The 20,674-nt window shown below is 59.6% G+C and carries 17 protein-coding genes; 11 read left to right on the top strand and 6 right to left on the bottom strand.

The genetic code is table 11. The annotated features are described in order from the left end of the window. Window positions 1-88 precede the first annotated feature (88 nt). The 11 genes from L6R21_04515 to L6R21_04465 all read left to right on the top strand — a co-directional run bounded on the left by L6R21_04515 (window position 89) and on the right by L6R21_04465 (window position 12,999). The gene (locus tag L6R21_04515) at window positions 89-637 is read left to right on the top strand and encodes a hypothetical protein (GenBank protein MCK6558442.1); all 549 of its coding nucleotides are present in this window, start codon (window positions 89-91) and stop codon (window positions 635-637) included. Window positions 638-646: 9 nt separating this feature from the next. After that, window positions 647-1,504: a formylglycine-generating enzyme family protein gene (locus L6R21_04510; protein ID MCK6558441.1), complete on the top strand. Its 858-nt coding sequence runs from the start codon at window positions 647-649 to the stop codon at window positions 1,502-1,504. 267 nt (window positions 1,505-1,771) lie between these two features. Continuing rightward, on the top strand, window positions 1,772-4,291 hold the full coding sequence (locus L6R21_04505; protein MCK6558440.1) for a lamin tail domain-containing protein: 2,520 nt from the start codon (window positions 1,772-1,774) through the stop codon (window positions 4,289-4,291). Window positions 4,292-4,418: 127 nt separating this feature from the next. Beyond that, window positions 4,419-5,114: a YggS family pyridoxal phosphate-dependent enzyme gene (locus tag L6R21_04500; GenBank protein MCK6558439.1), complete on the top strand. Its 696-nt coding sequence runs from the start codon at window positions 4,419-4,421 to the stop codon at window positions 5,112-5,114. A 102-nt stretch (window positions 5,115-5,216) separates the two neighbouring features. After that, window positions 5,217-5,906 carry a DivIVA domain-containing protein gene (locus L6R21_04495; protein ID MCK6558438.1) on the top strand — a complete coding sequence of 230 codons (690 nt, stop codon included), beginning with the start codon at window positions 5,217-5,219 and terminating at the stop codon, window positions 5,904-5,906. A gap of 110 nt (window positions 5,907-6,016) precedes the next feature. After that, window positions 6,017-6,544 (top strand): hypothetical protein, encoded by a 528-nt coding sequence (locus L6R21_04490; GenBank protein MCK6558437.1) that lies wholly within the window; start codon window positions 6,017-6,019, stop codon window positions 6,542-6,544. Between the two features lie 137 nt (window positions 6,545-6,681). Beyond that, window positions 6,682-7,503, top strand: a complete 822-nt coding sequence (locus L6R21_04485; GenBank protein ID MCK6558436.1) for a purine-nucleoside phosphorylase — start codon at window positions 6,682-6,684, stop codon at window positions 7,501-7,503. A 123-nt stretch (window positions 7,504-7,626) separates the two neighbouring features. Next, window positions 7,627-10,767: an isoleucine--tRNA ligase gene (gene ileS / locus L6R21_04480; protein MCK6558435.1), complete on the top strand. Its 3,141-nt coding sequence runs from the start codon at window positions 7,627-7,629 to the stop codon at window positions 10,765-10,767. Between the two features lie 168 nt (window positions 10,768-10,935). Next, window positions 10,936-11,319 (top strand): TraR/DksA C4-type zinc finger protein, encoded by a 384-nt coding sequence (locus L6R21_04475; protein MCK6558434.1) that lies wholly within the window; start codon window positions 10,936-10,938, stop codon window positions 11,317-11,319. A 77-nt stretch (window positions 11,320-11,396) separates the two neighbouring features. Next, the gene (lspA, locus tag L6R21_04470) at window positions 11,397-11,963 is read left to right on the top strand and encodes a signal peptidase II (GenBank protein MCK6558433.1); all 567 of its coding nucleotides are present in this window, start codon (window positions 11,397-11,399) and stop codon (window positions 11,961-11,963) included. A 103-nt stretch (window positions 11,964-12,066) separates the two neighbouring features. Continuing rightward, complete coding sequence (locus tag L6R21_04465; protein MCK6558432.1) at window positions 12,067-12,999, top strand: RluA family pseudouridine synthase; 933 nt, start codon at window positions 12,067-12,069, stop codon at window positions 12,997-12,999. A 20-nt stretch (window positions 13,000-13,019) separates the two neighbouring features. Here L6R21_04465 and L6R21_04460 read toward each other — a convergent pair whose 3' ends face one another. The 6 genes from L6R21_04460 to L6R21_04435 all read right to left on the bottom strand — a co-directional run bounded on the left by L6R21_04460 (window position 13,020) and on the right by L6R21_04435 (window position 20,658). Further along, entirely contained in the window at window positions 13,020-13,379 is a 360-nt protein-coding gene (locus L6R21_04460; protein ID MCK6558431.1) for a cupin domain-containing protein, read from the bottom strand. 52 nt (window positions 13,380-13,431) lie between these two features. Further along, a complete protein-coding gene (locus L6R21_04455; protein ID MCK6558430.1) occupies window positions 13,432-15,282 on the bottom strand; it encodes a PQQ-binding-like beta-propeller repeat protein in 1,851 nt (616 codons plus the stop codon). Between the two features lie 64 nt (window positions 15,283-15,346). Next, window positions 15,347-15,892: a hypothetical protein gene (locus L6R21_04450; protein MCK6558429.1), complete on the bottom strand. Its 546-nt coding sequence runs from the start codon at window positions 15,890-15,892 to the stop codon at window positions 15,347-15,349. A gap of 85 nt (window positions 15,893-15,977) precedes the next feature. Next, complete coding sequence (locus tag L6R21_04445; protein MCK6558428.1) at window positions 15,978-18,806, bottom strand: insulinase family protein; 2,829 nt, start codon at window positions 18,804-18,806, stop codon at window positions 15,978-15,980. Window positions 18,807-18,920: 114 nt separating this feature from the next. After that, entirely contained in the window at window positions 18,921-19,664 is a 744-nt protein-coding gene (gene nagB / locus L6R21_04440) for a glucosamine-6-phosphate deaminase (protein ID MCK6558427.1), read from the bottom strand. 499 nt (window positions 19,665-20,163) lie between these two features. After that, window positions 20,164-20,658 (bottom strand): DUF1572 domain-containing protein, encoded by a 495-nt coding sequence (locus L6R21_04435; protein ID MCK6558426.1) that lies wholly within the window; start codon window positions 20,656-20,658, stop codon window positions 20,164-20,166. Window positions 20,659-20,674 lie beyond the last annotated feature (16 nt).

The following is a 20,674-nucleotide window of genomic DNA, read 5'->3' as shown; positions in this document are numbered from 1 at the left end:
CAACACTTTTCCCTTGCACGCCACCGGCAAATGAGGCATATTCCCCGCGCGCATTCCACTCACGCCCAATCCCAGGCAGGAAAAAATCATGAACGTGCAAGTTTTGATGATCATCATCACCGTGGCCGGCATTCTCATCAGCTTCGCGGTGATTCTCTCCATTTTTCTCGGCAAGAAGATCGAGGATTCCGCCGGCCGGCAGAAGCTGAGCTTGTTCGGCAAGCTCGAGCTGGAAGCCAACACGCTGGTGATGCTGCTCGCGCTCGGCATTCTGCAAACACTCGCGCCCATCGGCGTCATGGTGTGGAAACCGGAATTGTTCCGGCCCGTCACCGGCGCAATGCCTTTGACCCTCAACATCACCGGCACGGTGGCCACCGCGGATGACGGCGTGCCCAATCCCAACGCGCCGGTGCTGGTGCAGCTCTTTCGCCGCGAAACCGCGGATTCCCTGCAGTTGCTGCGGCAGGAAGAAGCTGATCCCACCGAGTACGCCTTCTACTTCCAGGAAATTCCCATTCTGAGTGAGACCGACCGCTTTCGCATCGTCGCGCAGCAGGGCGACAGCCTGAAAGACTTGAGAGAGCTGCGCATCGCGCTGCAGCACGTCAAAATGCAGCTCAGAAGAGTGAACTAGGAGCACAACATGAAGCAGCTTATTCTGCCGGTTTTGCTGGCCGCCGGCGTGTACGTTTTGCCGGCCGGCGGAGAAAAATCGAGCGCACCAACGCTGCGCATGAGGCCGCAGACTCATCCCGCGGCCATCCTCGCCAAAACCGACAGTGTCGAAATGCGGCTGGTGAGCGCCGGGCCGTTCATCTATGGCAGCGCGCCGGCTGACCTGGAAAAGCTGCCCGCCGCCAAGCAGCGCGCTTTTTTCAAAACCGAAGACCAGCCCGTGGCACGCCGGCAAAGCCGAACTGGCGATTTCTACATCGACATTCACGAAGTCACCAACGCGCAATACGCCAAATTCCTGCAGGCCACCGGCCATCGCCAGCCCGCGTTTTGGAATGACCGGCTGCTGCGGCAGCCGCGCTATCCGGTGGTAGGCATCGGCTGGGAAGATGCCCGCGCTTATGCGGCGTGGGCAGGCAAGCGTCTGCCGACGGAGTGGGAATGGGAGAAGGCGGCGCGCGGCACGGACGGTCGCCGGTGGCCGTGGGGCAACCAGTTCGGCGTGGGCAACTGCAACTCCGAAGAAATCGGATTGGGCACGATTGCGGCAGTGGGCACGTACAAAGGCGTGAGTCCTTACGGCTTGTTCGACATGGCGGGTAATGTTTGGGAAATGTGCGAGGGCCAATGGTCGGATGGCCGGCGCAGCGGACCGGTGATGCGCGGCGGTTGTTTCAACAACGATCGCTTCGGCGTGCGCACCTCGGTGCGGTGGTCGCCGCGCAGTGAAGCGCAAATTCAGAACGGCACTTCCTGGCTGGGATTCCGGTGCGTGATGGATGCCGAGAAGGTGCAGGTGGGCGTGAACGCAGAGATTGTGGAATAGCGCCGCGCGGCTGAAGTGTTTTGCTGCAGCGATTCAACTTGGAGACAACGGACGTATTTTCGCCATGGCAAGGAAACTCTGCGGCAGGTTTGGCTCTTTAAAGTGAAATCGTTGTTGCAATAGCAGTAGTCTCCTCCAGCGAATTGAAGCAACCCAACTGATAAGTACCTTTTTGTCTGCCGGGTTGTTTCTATCCGATGGCGATTTCCTTTGAGTTGCGGTTGATCCATGTTGGGAACATGCCGTTGAATCAAGTCGGGGGTGGGTATGAAGCGCGCGCTGTTGTTGCTGGCGCTACTGGCCGCCAAAGCCGAAGCTCAGGTCGTTCTCTCCGAAGTGATGTACAATCCCCGCGGCAATGAAAATCACAATGAATTTGTCGAGTTATTCAACTCGAGTTTGACCGATTCCGTTAGCCTGGCGGGCTGGCGAATCGGCGACCAAACAGCGGCCGATGACATCATCGCCTGGCAGGCGGGACTGATGTTGCGGCCGCAGCAATTCGCCGTCATTCTTGATCCCACCTATTTCACTTCCTCCACGCAATATCAAACTCTCATTCCCGCTGCGGCGCTGGTCGTCACGATCAGTGATAATGCTTTTGGCAGCGGCGGTTTTTCCAACAGCACGGCGGAAACGGTGGTGTTGATTGATGCCGCCGGCGACACGGTGGCGAAATACCTCTACTCGCTCGGCAATCCCGACGGCGTTTCGGATGAGAAGATCGATCCGGGGGGCGATGATGCTCCGGCGAATTGGGCGAACGCCTTGCCGGTTGATGGTACGCCGGGCGCACGCAATTCCGTGGCGCCCAGCCTGCGCGATGCCGGGCTGGTTCCGGGCAGCCTGATCAGCGAGCCTGCGGTTTTGCGGGCCGGCATGGCTGCCAATGTGCGTGTGCGGGTGCGCAACCACGGTGTCACGCTGATTGCAAATTTCAAAATCGCATGCAATCTCATCCCGGCAAGTCCGGAATTTTTTCAGCCGGTCTTTCTGGGTGAATCGGTTTTTGAATCGGCCCTGGCCAGCGGAGAGGAAGTCGAGGTTCTTTTGAGCACGCCGCCGCTGCCGGCAGGGGAGTACGCGTTGCGCGCCCGCTTGAGCGCGGAGGGAGACACGAATCCTCTGAATGATTCTCTCGAGATCGCGGCGGCGATCGGCTGGCTGCGGGAGACCCTCGTGATCAATGAGATTATGTATGCCCCGGCCGGCGGCCAGCCGGAATGGCTCGAGCTTTACAATCCGCAAAGTTATGACGTGCCCCTGCGCCACTGGTGGGCGGCAGATGAAGCGGGTAGCCGGGCGACGATTGCTGAGAATTATTCCATTCCTGCGCGCAGCTTTCGCGTGCTCACGGCTTCGCCCGGTTTGGCGGCGCTTTACCATCTCCCCGAAAGCGCGGTGCTGATCACGCCGGCATTCCCCTCGTTGAACAACTCCGGCGACATGATTGTGCTGCGCGATTTCAGCGGTGCGGTGATCGATTCGATTTTCTATGAAGGCGACTGGGGCGAGGCCGGCAAGTCGATCGAAAAAATCTGGCATGAACGCGACAACAGCCGGCGCAATTGGCTGCCGAGCCGCGGCGCGTTGGGCGCGACGCCGGCGGATTTCAACAGCGTCAGTCCGCGCGAATATGATTTGCAGCTCGAGCGCCTGACTTTCTCGCCGGCGCTGCCGCGTGCCGGCGAGTCGGTGTGGTTGGAGGCAACCATCCTCAACCGGGGCCGCCGCGCGCTGGCGAATTTCAGCGTGCACTTTTTCCATGATCCCATCGGCACGCAGGACCCGGGGATGTTGGAAGAACTGGGAGCTGTCGCGGTTTCTCAAGCACTGGCTTCCGAACAAATGATCTCGGTCAGTCTTGACTGGCCGCAGCCAGCTTCCGGAATCAATTGGGTGATGGCCGAGGTGCGCGAAGCGCGCGATTTGCTGATGCAAAACAATCGCAAGCCGGCAGAAGTGCCGGTGGGATATGCGGTGCACACGGTCGCGATCAATGAAATCTATTACGCGCCGCGCACCGGTGAAATCGAATGGTTCGAGTTGTTCAATGGCAGCAATGCGCCGGTCAATCTCCGCCGGTGGCGCTGGCGCGATACTGATTCGGAAGAAATCGCGAGTCTGCCGGACAGCAATTTGATTTTGCCGGCGGGCGGGTTTGCGGCAATCTCGCCAAAAGGCGCGTTGCCAAACCTTGCGGCTGCGGCGTTGCACGTTGTTTCCGGCCGGTGGCTGGCATTGAACAACGATCGCGAAAGCCTGAGCCTGCGGGATTTCAACGGCGGCTTTCAGGACAGTGTGGCATTCAGCAGTGCCTGGGGCGGGGCCACGGGATTCTCGCTGGAGCGCATCAATCCGAGGTTGCCGGCGCAAGACAGCAGCAATTGGAGTACGTGTGTCGAGGCCTTCGGCGCAACTCCGGGGCGACGAAATTCCGTCTTCACCGCCATTCTGCCGAGTGCGGCACAATTGAGCATTTCGCCGAACCCGTTCTCTCCGGATGACGACGGGATCGATGATGTGGCCGTCTGCCAGTTGAACCTGCCGGTGGCCACGGCCAATGTTCACGTCAAGATCTACGATTTGCGCGGACGCCTGGTGCGCTGGCTGTTGAACAACCGGCCAGTGGGATCGAGCTTTCAGGTGGTGTGGGATGGCCGGGATGAGGCCGGCCGGCCTCTGCGTTCCGGCGTCTATCTGGTATTTTTGCAGGCCCTGCACGGGAATTCCGGAACGCTGCTGTCGGCGAAAACGACAGTCGTACTGGCCCGGCCGGTGGATTGAGGCCACGTGAGCGTGCGCCGCATGCCGCCGGGAGACGCCTGTCGTGAAATTAGCCGGTTTGTTTGCCGCTGTTGCCAAAGAATTCATTGCATTTTAGGGTTGATGCGGTTATATTTTTCACTCGATTATGGCATTCGCTCAGCAACTTGCTGCGATTATGCAGCGAATCGCCGCAGCCTGCGAGGCAGCCGGCCGTGACCCGCGGGAAGTTACATTGATCGGAGTCACCAAGACCGTCGCCTTGGCGGACATCGTGACGGCGAGTCAAAGCGGCCTGCAACGTTTCGGTGAGAATCGGGTGCAGGAGGCGGCCTCGAAAATCACTGCGGCACGCGCCTCCGGCTTACCGGCCGAATGGCATCTTATCGGCCATTTGCAAACCAACAAGGCCAAAGAGGCGGTAGCGCTGTTTGACATGATTCAATCGGTTGATTCCGCGCGGCTGGCGGAGGTGTTGCAGCGTCATGCCGAGAACGTGCCGCGGCGTCTGGAGGTGTTGCTGCAGGTCAACACTTCAGCGGAGACGACGAAATTCGGCGTGGCACCGGCCGAGGCAGCGAAGCTGGCGGCCGAGATTGCAGCCTGCCCCAATTTGCATTTGACCGGATTGATGACCATCGGCGCACTGACGGACGACACCGGCGTCATCCGCCGCTGCTTTCAAACGTTGCGCGGGCTGTTTCAGGAGATCGCGGCATTGCAACTGCCCAACACCAACTTGCACCATCTCTCCATGGGAATGACGGACGATTTCGAGCTGGCGATCGCGGAAGGCGCAACCATGGTGCGCATCGGCCGCGCCCTTTTCGGAGAACGCCACTAGCCCGCCACCAGCGGGAAGGCGCCGACTTTTTGGCGGCCGGCGGTGCGCAAACGAGGCCGTGCGGACGTACTTAAGAATTCCACCCAACGAGGGAGAACAAACGTGCGAATCACACCTCTCGACATAAAAAAACAGCAATTCAAGCGCACCGTGCGCGGCTATGATCGCGACGAGGTCAACACTTTTCTCGAAATGGTCGCCGAAGAGCTGGAGGCGCTGTTGCATGAGCGCAACCGCCAGTCTGACGAAATCATCCGGCTGCGCACGCAGTTGCAGGATTATCAAGACGTCGAGCATACTCTCAAGCATGCGCTGAAGAGCACGCAAGAGACGGCGCTGCAATCGCTGGAGAATTCCCGGCGCGAAGCCGAAATGATCGTGCGCGACGCCGAGCTGGAGGCGGAAAAGATCATCCGCGACGCCAAAGTCAAGCTGGCGGAATTGAAGAACGAGCTGATGGTCGTGAAAGCGCAAAAAGGCTCGTTTGCGCGGCGATTGCGCCACCTGTTGGAAAGCCAGCTCGAACTGATCGGCGTGCTCGAGCTCGATGATTTGGGTTTCGGTGAAATGGACGCACCGGCCACCGCCAATCGCCCGGCCGGTGACACGGCGCCGGCCAAGAGTGCGCCGGCTGGCGGTCAACCCGCAAGTCCGGAAGCAGCGCGGCGCGCCCCGGTGCGACCGGTGGCAGGGCCCGCCAAGGAATTCCGGCCGGTAACCGAAGCCGCTACGGCCGCGACCCGCACCACCATTGACAAGAAGGAGACCCGCATCTCGGATTTCATCACCTGACCACCCGCTTCAATTTTCGACTACCGAATTGACACCACGTGGGCACGAATCTGGCAGTCAATTCCCCGCCAGATTTCTCATCATTGACTCTACAACACAAGGACTGCACCATGTCGAAATCGAGGATCCATTGGCAGTGGGGAGCTGTGTGCATTTGCATCGGCTCTTTGCTTTACTCCGGCTGCGCCTCGCGCTTGGCTTTGAAGGATGACACCGGCCAGCCGATCAAACGCAGTGAAGTTGAGGCCAAAAAGAAGAACAACAATTTCTGGCTATATGCCGTGGGTGGCGGCGCATTGAGTTTTGGCGCGAGCTTTTTCACCGGCGCGATGATCGAGCGCGGCGTCGACACCGACAATCGCATCGCCCTGTGGTCGATCACCGGCGCAGGCACGGTGTTGGGAACGCTGATTTTTTCTCACAACGGCAAGGTACGTGATTTCAACCTGGCGGTGGAAGCGGTGAAGGACGCCCGCCAGCAAGAGCTGGGCAAGAAGATCAAAGGCGAGCAGGAGAGACAGGAGAAGCTTGCCGCCGAGCGCAAGCGCGTCGAAGACGAGCGCAAACGCCAGGAAGCGGAACGCCAGAAGTTGCTCGATCAAATTCGCGATCAACAAAAGAAGAAAGACCAACCCTGAAGGTTCCGCCGGAACTTCCGGGAAGGCATTGGCGAACGCCGTTACGGAACCACGGCCGCGCCGATGCCGCCGGCATGCAGCTTCCGGCCACACCTCGAGTCGTTCACTCAACCGTTGAGGAAGGACGTCGCCTCGCTATGAGCCCATTATTGCAGCAGATCGATGAAGCGGTTGCTGTCATCCGCCAGCACAGCAAAACCCGGCCTGAAATCGGCATCATTCTGGGAACCGGTTTGGGCGCGCTGGCCAAGGAGATCAAAACCGAGGCGACCATCTCCTACGCTGATTTGCCCCATTTCCCCGTTTCCACCGTCGAAAGCCACGCCGGCCGCTTGATCTTCGGCACGCTTGGCAACAAACAGGTGATGGCCATGCAGGGCCGCTTTCATTTCTATGAAGGCTACGCCATGAAGCAAATCACCTTTCCGGTGCGCGTGATGAAGGCGATGGGCTGCCACACGCTGGTGGTGTCCAACGCTTGCGGCGGCATGAATCCGCTCTTTGCACCCGGCGACATCATGATCATGACCGATCACATCAATCTGCTGGGTGACAACCCTCTCATCGGCCCCAATGATGATGCCCTCGGCCCGCGTTTTCCGGACATGTCCGAGCCGTATACCGCCGCCTTGATCGAGCTTGCCGAGCAGGTGGCGCTCGAGGCCAAGATCCGCCTGCAAAAAGGCGTCTATGTTGCGCTCTCCGGCCCGAATCTCGAGACTCGTGCGGAATATCGCTTCCTGCGCCAGATCGGCGCCGACGTCGTCGGCATGAGCACAGTGCCGGAAGTCATCGTGGCCGTCCATTCCGGCATGAAAGTGCTGGGTCTCTCAGTGATCACTGATTCCTGCCTGCCCGACGCATTGGAGCCGGTTGACATCGCCAAGATCATCAAAACTGCCGGCGAGGCCGAACCCAAGTTGACATTGATCATGCAGCGCGTCATCGAGCGGATGTAGCGAAGCCGGGATCAGTCCGGCGCCGGTTGCAGCCAAATCAGCGCCGGCGCGATGGACCGCGCCCCCTAACCGCCGATCAACCTTTGAATACCTCACTTTCGTTCAGCAACAAGGCAAATCAGGATGTACAAACCGTTTCCCCAGGAACTGAACCTGCCCGCGATTGAAGAAGACGTGCTTCAATTCTGGCAGAGCGCCGACATCTTCCGCAAGAGCGTCAGCTCCCGCCCGGCCGACCGGCCGTTTGTTTTCTTTGAAGGCCCGCCCACTGCCAACGGCAAACCCGGCATTCATCATGTCATTGCGCGCACCATGAAGGACTTCGGCTGCCGCCTGAAGACCATGCAAGGTTACCGCGTCGAGCGCAAAGCCGGATGGGACACCCACGGCCTGCCGGTCGAGATCGAAGTCGAAAAACAACTCCAGTTCACAAAGAAAGATCAGATTCTGGCTTACGGCATCGACAAATTCAACGCCCGCTGCCGGGAAAGCGTGTGGACCTACAAGCAACTGTGGGATCAACTCACCACACGCATGGGCTATTGGGTCGACCTCGATCATCCCTACATCACCTACGAAAACAAATATATCGAGAGCGTGTGGTGGATCCTCAAACAATTGTGGGAGCGCGATCTGCTGTACCAAGGCCACAAGATCGTGCCGTATTGCCCGCGCTGCGAAACCCCGCTCTCCAGCCATGAAGTCGCGCAGGGCTATGATGAGGTCGAAGACCCCTCGGTGTTCGTGAAGATGCCTTTGCAACAGGAGCCTGGAACTTCCTTCCTGGTTTGGACGACGACGCCGTGGACCCTGATTTCCAACGTTGCGCTTGCCCTGCATCCCCACGTTTTCTATGTGAAAGTGCGGCATCGCGGCGAGCAGCTCATCCTCGCCGAGCCCCGGCTGGAAGTGCTCGACGGCGAGTATGAGATTCTCGAACGCCAGCCGGGCCGCGCGCTGGCCGGCATTGCCTACGTGCCGCTGTTCAGTTTCCTGCGCAGCACCAAACGCTCGCATTACACCGTGCTCGCCGATTTCGTGACCACCACCGATGGCAGCGGCATCGTGCATTTGGCGCCGGCATTCGGCCAGGACGATTATCAAGCCGGGGTGAAGCATGATTTGCCCTTCTTTCAGCCGATCGACAAGAGCGGCCGCTTCACCGGCGAGGTCACGGCCTGGCAGGGCCAGTTTTTCAAGGACGCCGACCCCGACATTATCGCGACCTTGCAGAAGAATGGTCGGCTCTACAAAGTCGAAACCTATCGCCATACCTACCCGCATTGCTGGCGCGACGATACGCCGTTGATCTACTACGCCAAGGAATCGTGGTACATCCGCACCACCCAATTCAAAGAGCGCCTGGTCGAGTTGAACCAGCAGATCAAATGGTATCCACCGGAGGTGGGCGCCGGCCGGTTCGGCGAATGGCTGGCCAACAATGTCGATTGGGCGCTGTCGCGCGACCGCTTCTGGGGAACCCCGCTGCCGATTTGGCTGGATGAAGAGGGCCAGGCACACTGCGTCGGCTCGGTGCAGGAGCTGTCCGAGCTGGCCGGCCGCGATCTGTCGCAGCTCGATTTGCACCGCCCCTACGTCGATGAAATCACCTTTCCCAATCCGCAGAACGGCAAACTCATGCGCCGCACGCCGGAAGTGATCGACGTCTGGTTTGACAGCGGCGCCATGCCGGTGGCGCAATGGCATTACCCCTTCGAGAATCAGGAAATCTTCGCACGCAGTTTCCCCGCGGATTTCATCAGCGAAGCCATCGATCAGACGCGCGGCTGGTTCTATTCGCTGCTTGCCATTGCAGCGATGCTGTTCGACAAGCCGTGCTTCAAAAATTGCGTCGTGCTCGAGATGGTGCTCGACAAGGACGGCAAGAAGATGTCCAAATCCAGGGGCAACGTCGTCGATCCCTTCAGTGTGATCAATCGCCACGGCGCCGATGCCGCGCGCTGGTACTTGATGACCGTGAACCCGCCGTGGCAGGCCACGCGTTTCGACGGCAAAGGCGTGGAAGAAACCGTGAGCCGGTTTTTCGGCACGCTGCTCAATACCTATGCTTTTTTTGCGATGTATGCCAACCTCGATCAGTATGTCTATCCGGCGCAACCCCTGCCGGTGGCGGAGCGTCCCGAAATCGACCGCTGGTTGATTTCGACGTTGAACCGGTTGGTGGCGCGAGTGGAGGAAAATTTCAATTCCTTCGAGGTGACGCGCGGCGGCCGCGCCATTGCGGATTTCGTGGTTGACGATCTTTCCAACTGGTACGTGCGCCGCTGCCGGCGCCGCTTTTGGAAATCCGGCATGGCAGAGGACAAGCAGGCCGCCTTCGCGACGCTCTCTGAGGTGCTGCTCACCGTCTGCAAATTGGCCGCGCCGCTGGCGCCTTTTCTCAGCGAGGCCATCTATCGCCGCCTGCTCGCGCCGCAACACGAAGGCCGCGAGAGTGTGCATCTCTGCGATTTCCCCGCGAGCGCGCACGAGGCGTTTCGCTTCCGCCAGCCGGAGCTGGAAAGGCAGATGGAGGCGGTGCGGGCGGTGGTGAATGCCGGCCGCGCGCTGCGTGCGGAGCGCAATCTCAAAATCCGGCAGCCGCTCAGCCGCCTTCTCGTGGTCGCCGATGACGACGACAAGCGCGCCGCGCTCACCACCGGCGCGCAGCTCATGCAAGACGAATTGAATGTCAAGGCGGTTACGCTGGTGGCCACCGCCGATGAGTTAACGGCGGTGAAGCCTGAGCCGGTGTTCAAGTCGCTCGGCCCGAAGTTCGGCAAGCTCGCCAACCGCGTGGCCGCCGCCATTCGCGCGCTGGATTCGCAGCAACTGCGCACCCTGGAGGCAAACGGCCGCCTCGAGTTCGAACTCGAAAATCAGACGATCGCGCTGACCCTGGAAGAAGTTCGGCTGGTGCGGCAGCAGGCCGAAGGTCTGGCCGTGAGCAGCGCGGGCGGCTGGACCATCGCGCTTGACACCGTGTTGAATGATGATTTGATTACCGAAGGGATGGCACGCGATTTTGTGAACCGCGTGCAAAACATGCGAAAGAATGCCGGTTTTGAAGTGGTCGATCGCATTCACATTCGCTATGAAGGCTCTCCCCGCCTGCAACAGGCCATTCAGAAAATGGCGAACTACATTCAGCAGGAAACGCTGGCGGAGCGACTGGAGCCGGTCGCCGGCGGGGAACATTTGGCACATGTCGAAACCTGGAGCGTGGGCGACGAACAGGTTGTTCTCAGCGTCGCCCGCCGTTGAGAGCGGCTGCAGCCGGCAGAGGACCGGCTGCGGCAAGCAGTGCGTTTAGAGATCATTGCGTTTTCGCTGTCTTGTTCCTGTGATCAGCAACGATAACCTTTCCCCGCGTCATTGCCGGAGCCGCCACCACACACTGGCCGGGAAAGTCCAAACCGCAGGAGGGCGTTCATGAAATCTCAAGACTTGCAGTATTTCAAGCGGCTGCTGTTGGAGCGACGCAGCGAGTTGCTGAAGGAATTGGATCATTTCAAAAACGGGCAGGGCGCCACCACCATCAAGGACGCCTCGGGAGAGAACACTTCCTATGCCTTTCACATGGCGGATCAGGCCACGGACAACATGGAGCGGGAGAAGGCCTATTATTTCGCCACGCGTGAAGGCCGGCTGCTCTATCACATCGATCAGGCGCTCGAGCGCGTCGAAGACGGCACCTATGGCCGCTGTCACAATTGCAACCAACCGATCGCCTGGGAACGGCTGGAGGCCGTGCCGCATGCCCGGTTGTGCATAAGCTGCAAAATGAAAGAGGAAAGCGGCGTGTCGCTGGATTGAGGAACTGGGCTCATCCCCGCCGCGCGTGACGGTTGCAGTCGCGCGCCGGCTGGTCATCACCCCGAACAAGGGCTGGCATGAATACAATGCAAGGTATGGGCGTACTGATGATCACGGCGGTCATCGTTGTGCTCGATCAGATCACCAAGCTCATCGTCAAATCCCGCTTCATTCTCGAAGAGAGCATAACCGTGCTGGGCGACGTGTTGCGCTTCACCTACATTGAAAATCCCGGCATGGCCTTCGGCATCCGCCTCGGCGGCAGGTATTTTTTCACCATTTTTTCCGCGCTCGCCACGGTGGTCATCTTGGTCTATTTGTACCGCATTCGCCATGAGCGTCTGCCCTCGCGGCTGTCGCTCGCGCTGATTCTCGGCGGCGCGATCGGCAATCTCATCGACCGTTTCGCTTACGGCCGCGTGATCGACTTCATCGATGTCGGCCTCGGCACCCTGCGCTGGCCGGTGTTCAATGTGGCGGACAGTGCCGTGTCCATCGGCATGGTGATGCTGGTGGCCCTGGTATTCTTCGAGAAGGAAAAAGCCGAAGTCGCGCCCGCGGTGGCCCCCTCCTTTTCCAAAGACAAACCCTCGCCGAGTGATGAACACGACAACTGGCAGGATTCACGGTCGCCGTCCGCCTGATGGCCGCGCCGTTGCCGCGCCAGAAGAATAATCCTTCATCGCGTTTGTGCCCGTGTCGACTCCCCAATTTCAAACCCTCATCGTCGATCCTCATCAGCACCGCATGCGTTTGGACAAGTATCTCGCCGGCCAACTGGCGGGCCTCACGCGTTCGCAGTTGCAGCAGCTCGTGGCCGCGGGCGAGATTACGGTGAACGGCCGGCCGACCAAGGCCAGCCATCCGGTTTCACCCGGCGAAGTGATTCAGATCAACATTCCGCCCAAGCCGCCGAGCGATTTGGTGCCGCAGGAAATTCCGCTGCGCATCGTGTTTGAAGATGCCCATCTCATCGTCATCGACAAGCCGGCCGGCTTGGTGGTGCATCCGGCTTATGGCCATGCCGACGGTACCCTGGCCAATGCCGTGTTGTATCATTTCAAGGAAGTCTCAAAGCTGGGCGGGAGTGCACGGCCCGGCATCGTGCACCGGCTGGACAAGGATACTTCCGGTCTGCTGGTGGTCGCGCGCGATGATCGCACGCACGCGGCGCTGGCGGCGCAATTCAAGGAAAAGTCGACGCAGCGCGAATATCTCGCGGTGGTGTGGGGCACGCCCGCGCCCGCCCGCGGCAGCATCGAAAGCTTTTTGACGCGCAGTTCCAAAGACCGTCGCAAAGTGACGGTGAGCCAGGAACGCGGCAAGTGGGCGGTGACACACTATGAAGTGATCGAACGATTTGACCTCCACAGCCTGTTGCGCCTGCGCCTGGAGACCGGACGCACGCACCAGATTCGCGTGCATCTCAGCCATCGCGGCCACCCGGTGTTTGGCGATCCCGCCTACCACGGCCGCACCAGCCAGCTCAGTGGCTTGAATCAGGCGGATACGCGTTTCGTTACAGCAGTGCTGGCGCAATTTCCCCGCCAGGCCTTGCATGCGCACACGCTCGGCTTTGTTCACCCCATGACCGGTGAAACGATCTTCCTGCAAAGCGAATTACCGGCGGATATGCAGGCGCTGCTGCAGGAACTGCGGCGGTACCGGCAGGCCTCCTGAGTTGCCGTCAGTTTCATCCCTCAAATCCACTCCAATCTCTCCACCGTACGCTCGTTCCGCACGTTGCCCGTATTCGAGGTCGACTTGGGCTCGAGCAGAACCAGATGGACTTCCTCTTCGGCCACCGGCAGATGCTCCACGCCTTTGGGAATGATGACGAACTCGCCCGGCTCCAGCCGAATCTCGCCCTCGCGCAGTTTGATGAGCAGCCGTCCTTTCACCACCCAAAACAACTCATCTTCATTTTCGTGATGATGCCACACAAATTCACCCTTGAGCTTGGCGAGTTTGAGGTAAGAATCGTTCAGCTCACCGGCGATGCGTGGCTGCCAGTAATCATGAAAAAGGCCAAACTTCTGCGCCAAGTTCACTTTCTCCATAGGCGGTTGCTCCCGGTTTTCAAAAAGAAGACGGCGGTGGAATGAATCAAACTCACTTCGCCGTGATTGCCATCACGCGGCCGTCCAGATCGGTCACCACCACGTGCTGCGCGCCGGCGGGCGCCACGGTGTGCACGGCGGTGACGCCAACGCGATGTTGCCATTTCACCCGGCCGGCGTGCGCCTCGACCGCGAACACGAAACCGTTCTTTGTGCCAAAAAAGATCATGCCGTCCCGCTCCAAGGGCATCGAGGGATCGATATCATAGCCGTAACCGCAGGGAGTGAGCCAGCGAAGCTGCAGCGTGTCGGCCGCAGCGGAAAAGGCGAGCAGCGTGTCGGTCATGCAGCGGGCGTAGACTGTCTGGCGGTCGCGGGCAAGGCCAATGGCCTCACGCACGCGGTGGCGATTCGACCGCCACACGGTTTTGCCGCTGCCGGCCTCAAGCGCGGTAATGAAGCGATCCGGTGCCACGATGAAGACTTTGCCGTGTGCCGCCACCGGCCAGCAAGCTGCCGGGGAATAGAGCAGGCCAGGATTGCCGTTCGTCCACTTCCAGGCCAGCGTGCCGTCATTGGCATGGAGGGCATACAAGAACGTGTCCCATGCGCCAAAGATGATCTTGCCGTCATAAAGCAACGGCCGGGCTTCCACGAAGCCGCGCACGCCATCGAATTCCCAGACCAGCCTGCCGGTGGCGAGATCGAGGGCGCGAAGTTTCCCTTCGCTACTGCCGGCATAGACGGTGCCCTCTGCAATCAGCGGGGCTGCCACGAGCGGCGCCGCCGTTGCGAACTGCCATAGCAATGCGCCATTCGCCACCGCAAGGCAATAGAGGTTGCCGTCCGCCGAAGCGAAAACCACCCTGCCGGCGGCGGCAGCAGGTGTGCCGTGAACCGCTCTACCGGCTTGAAAACGCCAACGTTCAGTTCCGTGGCGCAGGGATAAACCATAAACCGTGCCGTTGCAATTGCCGGCAATCACGATGTCCTGTGCTAGCGCCGGTGCCGCGGTAATGGTGTAACCGGTGGCAAAGGTCCATTCGGTTTTCACGTGCGGGAATTTTTGATTGATCGCAAAATCCGGGCGGGGATATCGCGCCGTGTCGCCGGTAAATTCTCTCTTTCCCAATGGCAATTGGTGCCAGGCCGGCTTGGTTTCCCGGCCGGTGATGCGCTCGAAAAAGAAGATGCTGTCCGGCTTGATTTCGACAATGGTGAAGCCGCCCGCCTCTTCACCGCTGCGCAGATTCGACCGGCCCATCACGCCGGGAATGCCCTCAAAGTCCAGCGCCTGATTGATATGGCCATGGCCGCAGAGCACGGCTTGCGTGTTGAATTTTCGGGCACGTTCGCTCAGCTCGAACCAATTGTCGAGGGCAGAATCAACCGGATAGTGGGTGATGAAAAACAGCGGCTGGTTATTATCGGGCAGACGCACGAGCACGGAGTCGAGCCAGCGCAAATCCTCCGGGCTGAGATGGCCGTCAGCCATGCGCATGAGCGGGCCCTGGTGCAGTCCGATAAAGCGATAGCCGTGGGATTCGAACTCGAATTTGTCGCTGCCCCACAACTCGATGAACTTCGTCGCGCCGGACTCCGACCATTTGGTGTCGTGATTCCCGGGAATGAGGTAATAGGGTTTGTTCAGACTGTCGAGAATCGCTTTGGCCAGCTCGAGCTCGGCATTGCCGCCCATTTCAGTGAGGTCGCCGGACAGGATGACGAACGCGAGATCGGGCATCGCATTGAGATCGTGCACCGACCGCTGCAAATCCGCGGCGCCGGTACTGCCGCCCACGTGCGTGTCGCTCAACCAGGCAAAGCGCAGGAGAGGGGATTGCGCCTGAGCAGAAATGGCGCAGAAAAGCAGGATGGCCAGAAGACGGCTGAATGAGTTCATGAGTATTGAGGAGGATTGCGTCGCTGCCAGGTGTTTCGACACGACCCCACGGCACAACGGCCCGCTAGTGCATTTTTTGATGATGCTGCGGCGGAGCGCCTTTGGCATAGCCCCGCAGCTCGTCATACTTCGCCACTTGCGCCGAGGAGAGAATCTCTTTCATTTCCAGATGCGCCTGCAGATGCGTGAGCCGCAATTCGCCCTGCCAGGTGGCGATCGCGGTGACCAGCGTGCGCAACTGGCTTGCGGTGATCTTTTGCGCCGCAAAGAGGCTGTCCAACGCCTGTTCATTGGCAACGATCAGCTTGCCCAGCCGCACGGCTTGCGCGTGCATTTTGTCGTACGCCTTCTGCGTTTGTGCCGACTGCGCCGCGGAGAGCTCGAGCTGCTGGGCCAATTCCAACACGTGTTTCGGGCCGGGATAGTGGTTCAATTCCGCGGCCTTGGCCAAGCCCATCCCGTGGCCCTCGTGATACATTTGAATCTCCGCGGGCGACAGCGCTTTCAGGCTGCGCCGTTGCTGGCCGGCGTACGGCGAATGCTGGTGCTGCGCTGCTGCCACCAAAGGTGCAAGCAGCGCAAACAAAACCAGGCGACAGATTCTCTGCATGGTTGCCCCATGAGTGGAAGTCAAGCCGGGCGGGCGCGGCGGTTCCGTTGCACGCGCGCCCGCCCGGCATTGTTTGCGACTGTTCTCAGTTCACGGGATTGCCGTCTTGATCCAACAAAATCGGATCGCCCAAACCCAACTGCTTGAGGCCCTCCAGTTGGGTGGCGGCATCGCCCACGACGAGATAGATCATGCGCTCGGGATCGACATATTGCTGCGCCAGCGCCTGGTGCCGGGCTTTGCTCATCTCCGCCACCGTTCTTTCCTGCTGCTTGATGTAATCGAACGGCAGGCCGTAGAGCGCGATTTGATCGAGCATGCCGCGCAGCGCGCCCAGCGTTTCGAAACGCAGCGCATTGGCGTTGAGCAGCGCGCTCTTGGTGAAGGCGAAATCCTCGTCGGCAAGGCCCTGGCGATACTTCGCCATCTCGTCTTTGAAAATTTGCACGGACTCCAGTGTGGCGTTCGAGCGCACACCGGCATAGGCCACGAAGGGGCCGGGGACACTGGCGCCAATGAAGGTCGAGCGCGCGCCGTAGGTGTAGCCCTTTTCCTCACGGAGAATGAGATTCAAAATGCCGTTGAAGCTGCCGCCCAGTTTGTAATTCATCACCGTCGCCGCGTAGTAGTCGGGATGGGTGTAGGGCAGCGCCAGATAGCCGATGCGAATCTGCGATTGTTTCGCGCCCGGCATGTCCACGAAGTACAGACGCGATTTCTCCACCGGCGGCGGCACGGGATAGTCGGTGAACTTCACTTCCTGCGCCGGCCACTTCCGCTCCAGCGCGGAAAACAGCTTGATGGCCTTTTCCTGCGAGAGGTTGCCCACCACGGCGATGTGGGAAACCGAGGGCGAGTAATTGCGCTCGTAGAATGCCTTCAAATCGGCAAGGGTGATTTTCTCGACCACTGCCGGCTCGCCCAGCGTGGGATGGGAAAGAATATGGCCGGGGCCGTAGATTAGTTTGCGATGCACTTTTTCCGCCACACTGGCGGGATCGACATTGCGGCGGTTGATGGTCTCGATGGTTTCCTGCTTGATACGGGCAAATTCCTTTTCATCCCAGCGCGGCGCCAGCAGCATTTCCTCGAAGAGCGCATAGGTCTGCTCGAGCTTGGCAGAAAGCGTGTTCGCCTGAATGACGATGGTTTCGTCCGCGGTGCTCATTCTGATGGTGGCGCCCAGCGCCTCGATGGCTTCCTGGAGTTCCAGCGGCGTTTTGTTCTTGGTGCCTTCCATCATGATGTCGGTCATCAGATTTGCCACCCCGACTTTGCCGGGTTCATCCAGCAGCATGCCGCCTTTGAGGGTGAGGGAAAAATCGACGAGCGGCAGCTCCTTGTGCTCGATGCCGTAGATGCGCAAGCCGTTCTTGAGCGTATGCGTCCAGATCTTCGGCAGCGTGAGCGCGGGCGGCTGGCCGGCCGGCGGCTCGACGGAGCGATCGAAACTCGAGGGCAGTTTTTCCACTGGTGCGGCTGCCGCAGCCGCGGCCGGCGTGGCTGCCTGCGCCGCGGTGATCGCCTCTTCCACTACCGCGAAGCGTTCCGAGTTTTCCGCCACCAAGTCCACTTTGCCTTGCGGCACGAAGCTGGTCAGCACGTAGGGTTTGTCTTTGAGATACTGATTGTAGACGCGCCAGATGTCTTCCGAAGTGACGGCCAGCGAGTTTTGAATATCCTGCGTGAGGAAATCCGGCGAGCCGGCCAGCTCGTTGTAGGTGGCAAGCTGAAAAGCCTTGTTCAGAATGCTGGCAATGCCGTTGTAGAAATCGGTTTCGGTTCTGGCTTTGATGCGCGCCAGATCCTGCGCGGTGAATTTCTCCTGCTCGAAACGCGCAAAGGCTTCGTGAATGGCTTTTTCGACCTCGGTCAAATTCTTATCGGGAAAGGTGCGCACGCGGCATTGAAAGTAGCCGGTCATTTCCATGCTGCGTTGATAGGCCGGGGCTGCGGGCGCGAGCTTCTTCTCCTCGACGATCACTTTGTAGAGCGGCGCCTTCTTGCCGCTGGCAAGCAGCTCACCCAGCAGTTCCAGCGCATAGGCGTCTTTGTGATACTGCTGGACGGTGGGGAACGTCATGGTCAGTTCCGGTGAGCGGGCAAAGTTGTCCTCGTGAAACGCGCGTTTGGTTTGTTCCAGGCTCACCGGCATGGGCTGGGGATCGGCAACCGGCGGCGGCGAGGGCAGCTCGCCGAAATATTTCGCGATCCACTGCTGCGCCTGTGCCCGGTCGAAATCGCCGGCCACCACCAGGGTGGCGTTGTTGGGCCCGTACCATTTCTTGAAGAATTGCCGCACGTCTGCCAGCGTGGCGTTTTTGAGATCCTCGAACGAGCCGATGACCTGCCAGTTGTAGGGATGATCTTCCGGGAAGAGCAGTTTGTGAATGACGTAGCTGGTGTGGCCGTAAGGCACGTTGTCGACGCGCTGCCGCTTCTCGTTTTGCACCACCTCCTGTTGATTGGCAAACGCCGCGGCCGTCACCGTGGGCAGCAGATAGCCCATGCGGTCCGACTCCAGCCACAGGCACATTTCCAAATTGTTCCGCGGCACGATTTCGAAATAGCCGGTGAAGTCGTGATTGGTGAAGCCGTTGAGCGTGCCGCCGACGCCCTGAATCTTCTTGAAGAATTGATCCTGCCCCACGTGTTGCGACTCTTGAAACAGCATGTGTTCGAACAAATGCGCGAAACCGGTGCGGCCCTTCTCCTCGCGGTTGGAGCCGACATGGTAGAAAATGGCCACCGCCACGATGGGATCCGACTGGTCCGCATGGAGAATGACTTCCAGGCCGTTGTCGAGTTTGTACTTTTCATAGGCGATTTTCAACGCCGGCTTTTCTCCGGCCTGCAAGCCGGTGAGACTCAGCGCCACGGCCAGCCACACCGCGGCAAATTTGGTAAATCGCATCTACTGCCTCCTCTCGTGGAAAGGGGTTGAATGATATGCCTGCTGCGTGCTTGTCATGGAAAATGCAGCCGCTGCTGCTGTTATACTCAAAGGCCTCCCGGAGTTCTCCGGTTGTCAGTCCGTGTAGGTCATTCGCAGTTTTGACGCTGCGGCTTGGTCGACGATCACAAATGCATAACGGTGCAGTTGCACGATCGAGGCGGGGCAGGCGGCGGTGAGGGCACCCTCGCAAGTGGCGGCAATCGCGTTTGCTTTGCCTTCGCCGCTGGCGAGCAGGAGCAACTGTTTCGCATCCATGATGGTGCCGACGCCCATGGTGATCGCGAACTTCGGCACTTCATCGGGCGTTTTGAAGAACCGCGCATTGGCTTCGCGCGTCGTGCCGGTGAGTGTTTTGATGCGCGTGCGTGAGCCGAGCGAGGAGCCGGGCTCGTTGAACGCGATATGGCCGTTCGCGCCGATCCCCAAAATTTGCAGATCGATCCCGCCCGCCTTTTTGATGCGCTCCTCATACCATTCGCAGTGCGCCGCCACGTCCTGCGCCATGCCCATCGGCAGGTGCACGTAACGCCGGTCGACGTTGATGTGCTTGAACAGATTCTCCCACATGAAATAGTGATAGCTCTGGTCATGCTCGGGCGGCAGGCCGACATACTCGTCCAAATTGAAAGTCGTGACCTTCGAGAAGTCCAGGCCTTCGTATTGGTGCAGGCGAATCAGTTCTTTGTACATGCCCAGCGGCGTCCCGCCGGTGGCGAAACCGAGCACGCAGTCCGGTTTCCGGCGCACCAACTGCGCGACGATCTGCGCGCCGGTGGCGCTGAGTTCCTCATAGTTCTCTTTGATGTGGACCAGCATGGCGGCAACCTCGATGAATAAGTTCTTGGGAATTACTCTGCCGCAGGAATTGCCGGCGGAGCAGGATTAGGCATTGGGCGCGCAAAGTCAGAATAAGATTCTGAAAGATTCTCAACCACAAAGTAAGCATATGAACCGCGGAGACGCGGAGAGCGCAAAGTCTTAAAATCAAGAGAGTCCTTCTCCGCGGTCTTCGCGGAGAGCTTTTGAGGCGAATGACACGGCAGCGTCATTCACACCACAAGCTCTCCGCAGAAACGCAACACCGCAAAGGTTCGCAAAGAATTCCCAACCATTTGCTGCCGGCAATCATGCAAGACAAAATTCGAATCTTTTCTGTGCCTGCCATTGCACCTTTGCGAGCGGGTTTGCCTGCTTTGGCTCCGGCTCGCACGGGTGAGACGACAACTGTGCGCGCACCACGTCTCTGCGGATCAAGTGTCTGCTTTGTGGACAACGATCTCACAGAATCCCAATTCGAGTTTGAAACGCCACGCGCCTAGAGATTCCAAAACTTCAAATCCACACCGGTGCGCAACTTGGTCAAATAGATAATTTGCCCGGTGTGATAGGAAAAGTGTTCGACCACGTGGAAAACCGCGCTCAGCACGGTTTGATCGAAGCCCTGGATGCGGCGCGGCTGTGCCAGATCGGCCGCCGCGAGCTGCTGCAGCACGGCCTCGGCTTCCGCCAGGGTTGCCTCGAGTTGCTGCAGCAATTCCGCTTTGGGCAGCGGGCCGGAGGCCGCAAACTCGGCATCGCGTGCGCGCACCTCCGGCCGGCCGGCGAGGCCGTGCATGACCCATTGCCGCACGTTGCCGCACAAATGCAGAATGAGATTGCCGGCGCTGTTGCTGCCGGCGTTGGGCCGCCACCAAATGTCTTCCTCGGTCAATTGCGCCAGGCAGGTGCGCAGCCAGGGCAAATATTGTTGCAGCAGATGAAAGCGGGCTTCTTCCAGGAAAAGCCGGGAGAGGGTGGTGGCATCGCTCATGACAAATCCCGTTGGT

It is taken from the genome of bacterium, from assembly GCA_023150945.1.
Lineage (GTDB): Bacteria > Zhuqueibacterota > Zhuqueibacteria > Zhuqueibacterales > Zhuqueibacteraceae > Coneutiohabitans.
The sequence above is the reverse complement of the archived record's forward strand: the minus strand, read 5'-3'. Positions and strand labels throughout refer to the sequence as shown.

What these genes read in the sequence shown, in the direction of transcription:
- L6R21_04515 (MCK6558442.1), top strand. Translation starts at nt 89, where the DNA reads ATGAACGTGCAAGTTTTGATGATCATCATCACCGTGGCCGGCATTCTC.
- L6R21_04510 (MCK6558441.1), top strand. Translation starts at nt 647, where the DNA reads ATGAAGCAGCTTATTCTGCCGGTTTTGCTGGCCGCCGGCGTGTACGTT.
- L6R21_04505 (MCK6558440.1), top strand. Translation starts at nt 1,772, where the DNA reads ATGAAGCGCGCGCTGTTGTTGCTGGCGCTACTGGCCGCCAAAGCCGAA.
- L6R21_04500 (MCK6558439.1), top strand. Translation starts at nt 4,419, where the DNA reads ATGGCATTCGCTCAGCAACTTGCTGCGATTATGCAGCGAATCGCCGCA.
- L6R21_04490 (MCK6558437.1), top strand. Translation starts at nt 6,017, where the DNA reads ATGTCGAAATCGAGGATCCATTGGCAGTGGGGAGCTGTGTGCATTTGC.
- L6R21_04485 (MCK6558436.1), top strand. Translation starts at nt 6,682, where the DNA reads ATGAGCCCATTATTGCAGCAGATCGATGAAGCGGTTGCTGTCATCCGC.
- ileS (MCK6558435.1), top strand. Translation starts at nt 7,627, where the DNA reads ATGTACAAACCGTTTCCCCAGGAACTGAACCTGCCCGCGATTGAAGAA.
- L6R21_04475 (MCK6558434.1), top strand. Translation starts at nt 10,936, where the DNA reads ATGAAATCTCAAGACTTGCAGTATTTCAAGCGGCTGCTGTTGGAGCGA.
- lspA (MCK6558433.1), top strand. Translation starts at nt 11,397, where the DNA reads ATGAATACAATGCAAGGTATGGGCGTACTGATGATCACGGCGGTCATC.
- L6R21_04465 (MCK6558432.1), top strand. Translation starts at nt 12,067, where the DNA reads ATGCGTTTGGACAAGTATCTCGCCGGCCAACTGGCGGGCCTCACGCGT.
- L6R21_04460 (MCK6558431.1), bottom strand. Translation starts at nt 13,379, where the DNA reads ATGGAGAAAGTGAACTTGGCGCAGAAGTTTGGCCTTTTTCATGATTAC.
- L6R21_04455 (MCK6558430.1), bottom strand. Translation starts at nt 15,282, where the DNA reads ATGAACTCATTCAGCCGTCTTCTGGCCATCCTGCTTTTCTGCGCCATT.
- L6R21_04450 (MCK6558429.1), bottom strand. Translation starts at nt 15,892, where the DNA reads ATGCAGAGAATCTGTCGCCTGGTTTTGTTTGCGCTGCTTGCACCTTTG.
- L6R21_04445 (MCK6558428.1), bottom strand. Translation starts at nt 18,806, where the DNA reads ATGCGATTTACCAAATTTGCCGCGGTGTGGCTGGCCGTGGCGCTGAGT.
- nagB (MCK6558427.1), bottom strand. Translation starts at nt 19,664, where the DNA reads ATGCTGGTCCACATCAAAGAGAACTATGAGGAACTCAGCGCCACCGGC.
- L6R21_04435 (MCK6558426.1), bottom strand. Translation starts at nt 20,658, where the DNA reads ATGAGCGATGCCACCACCCTCTCCCGGCTTTTCCTGGAAGAAGCCCGC.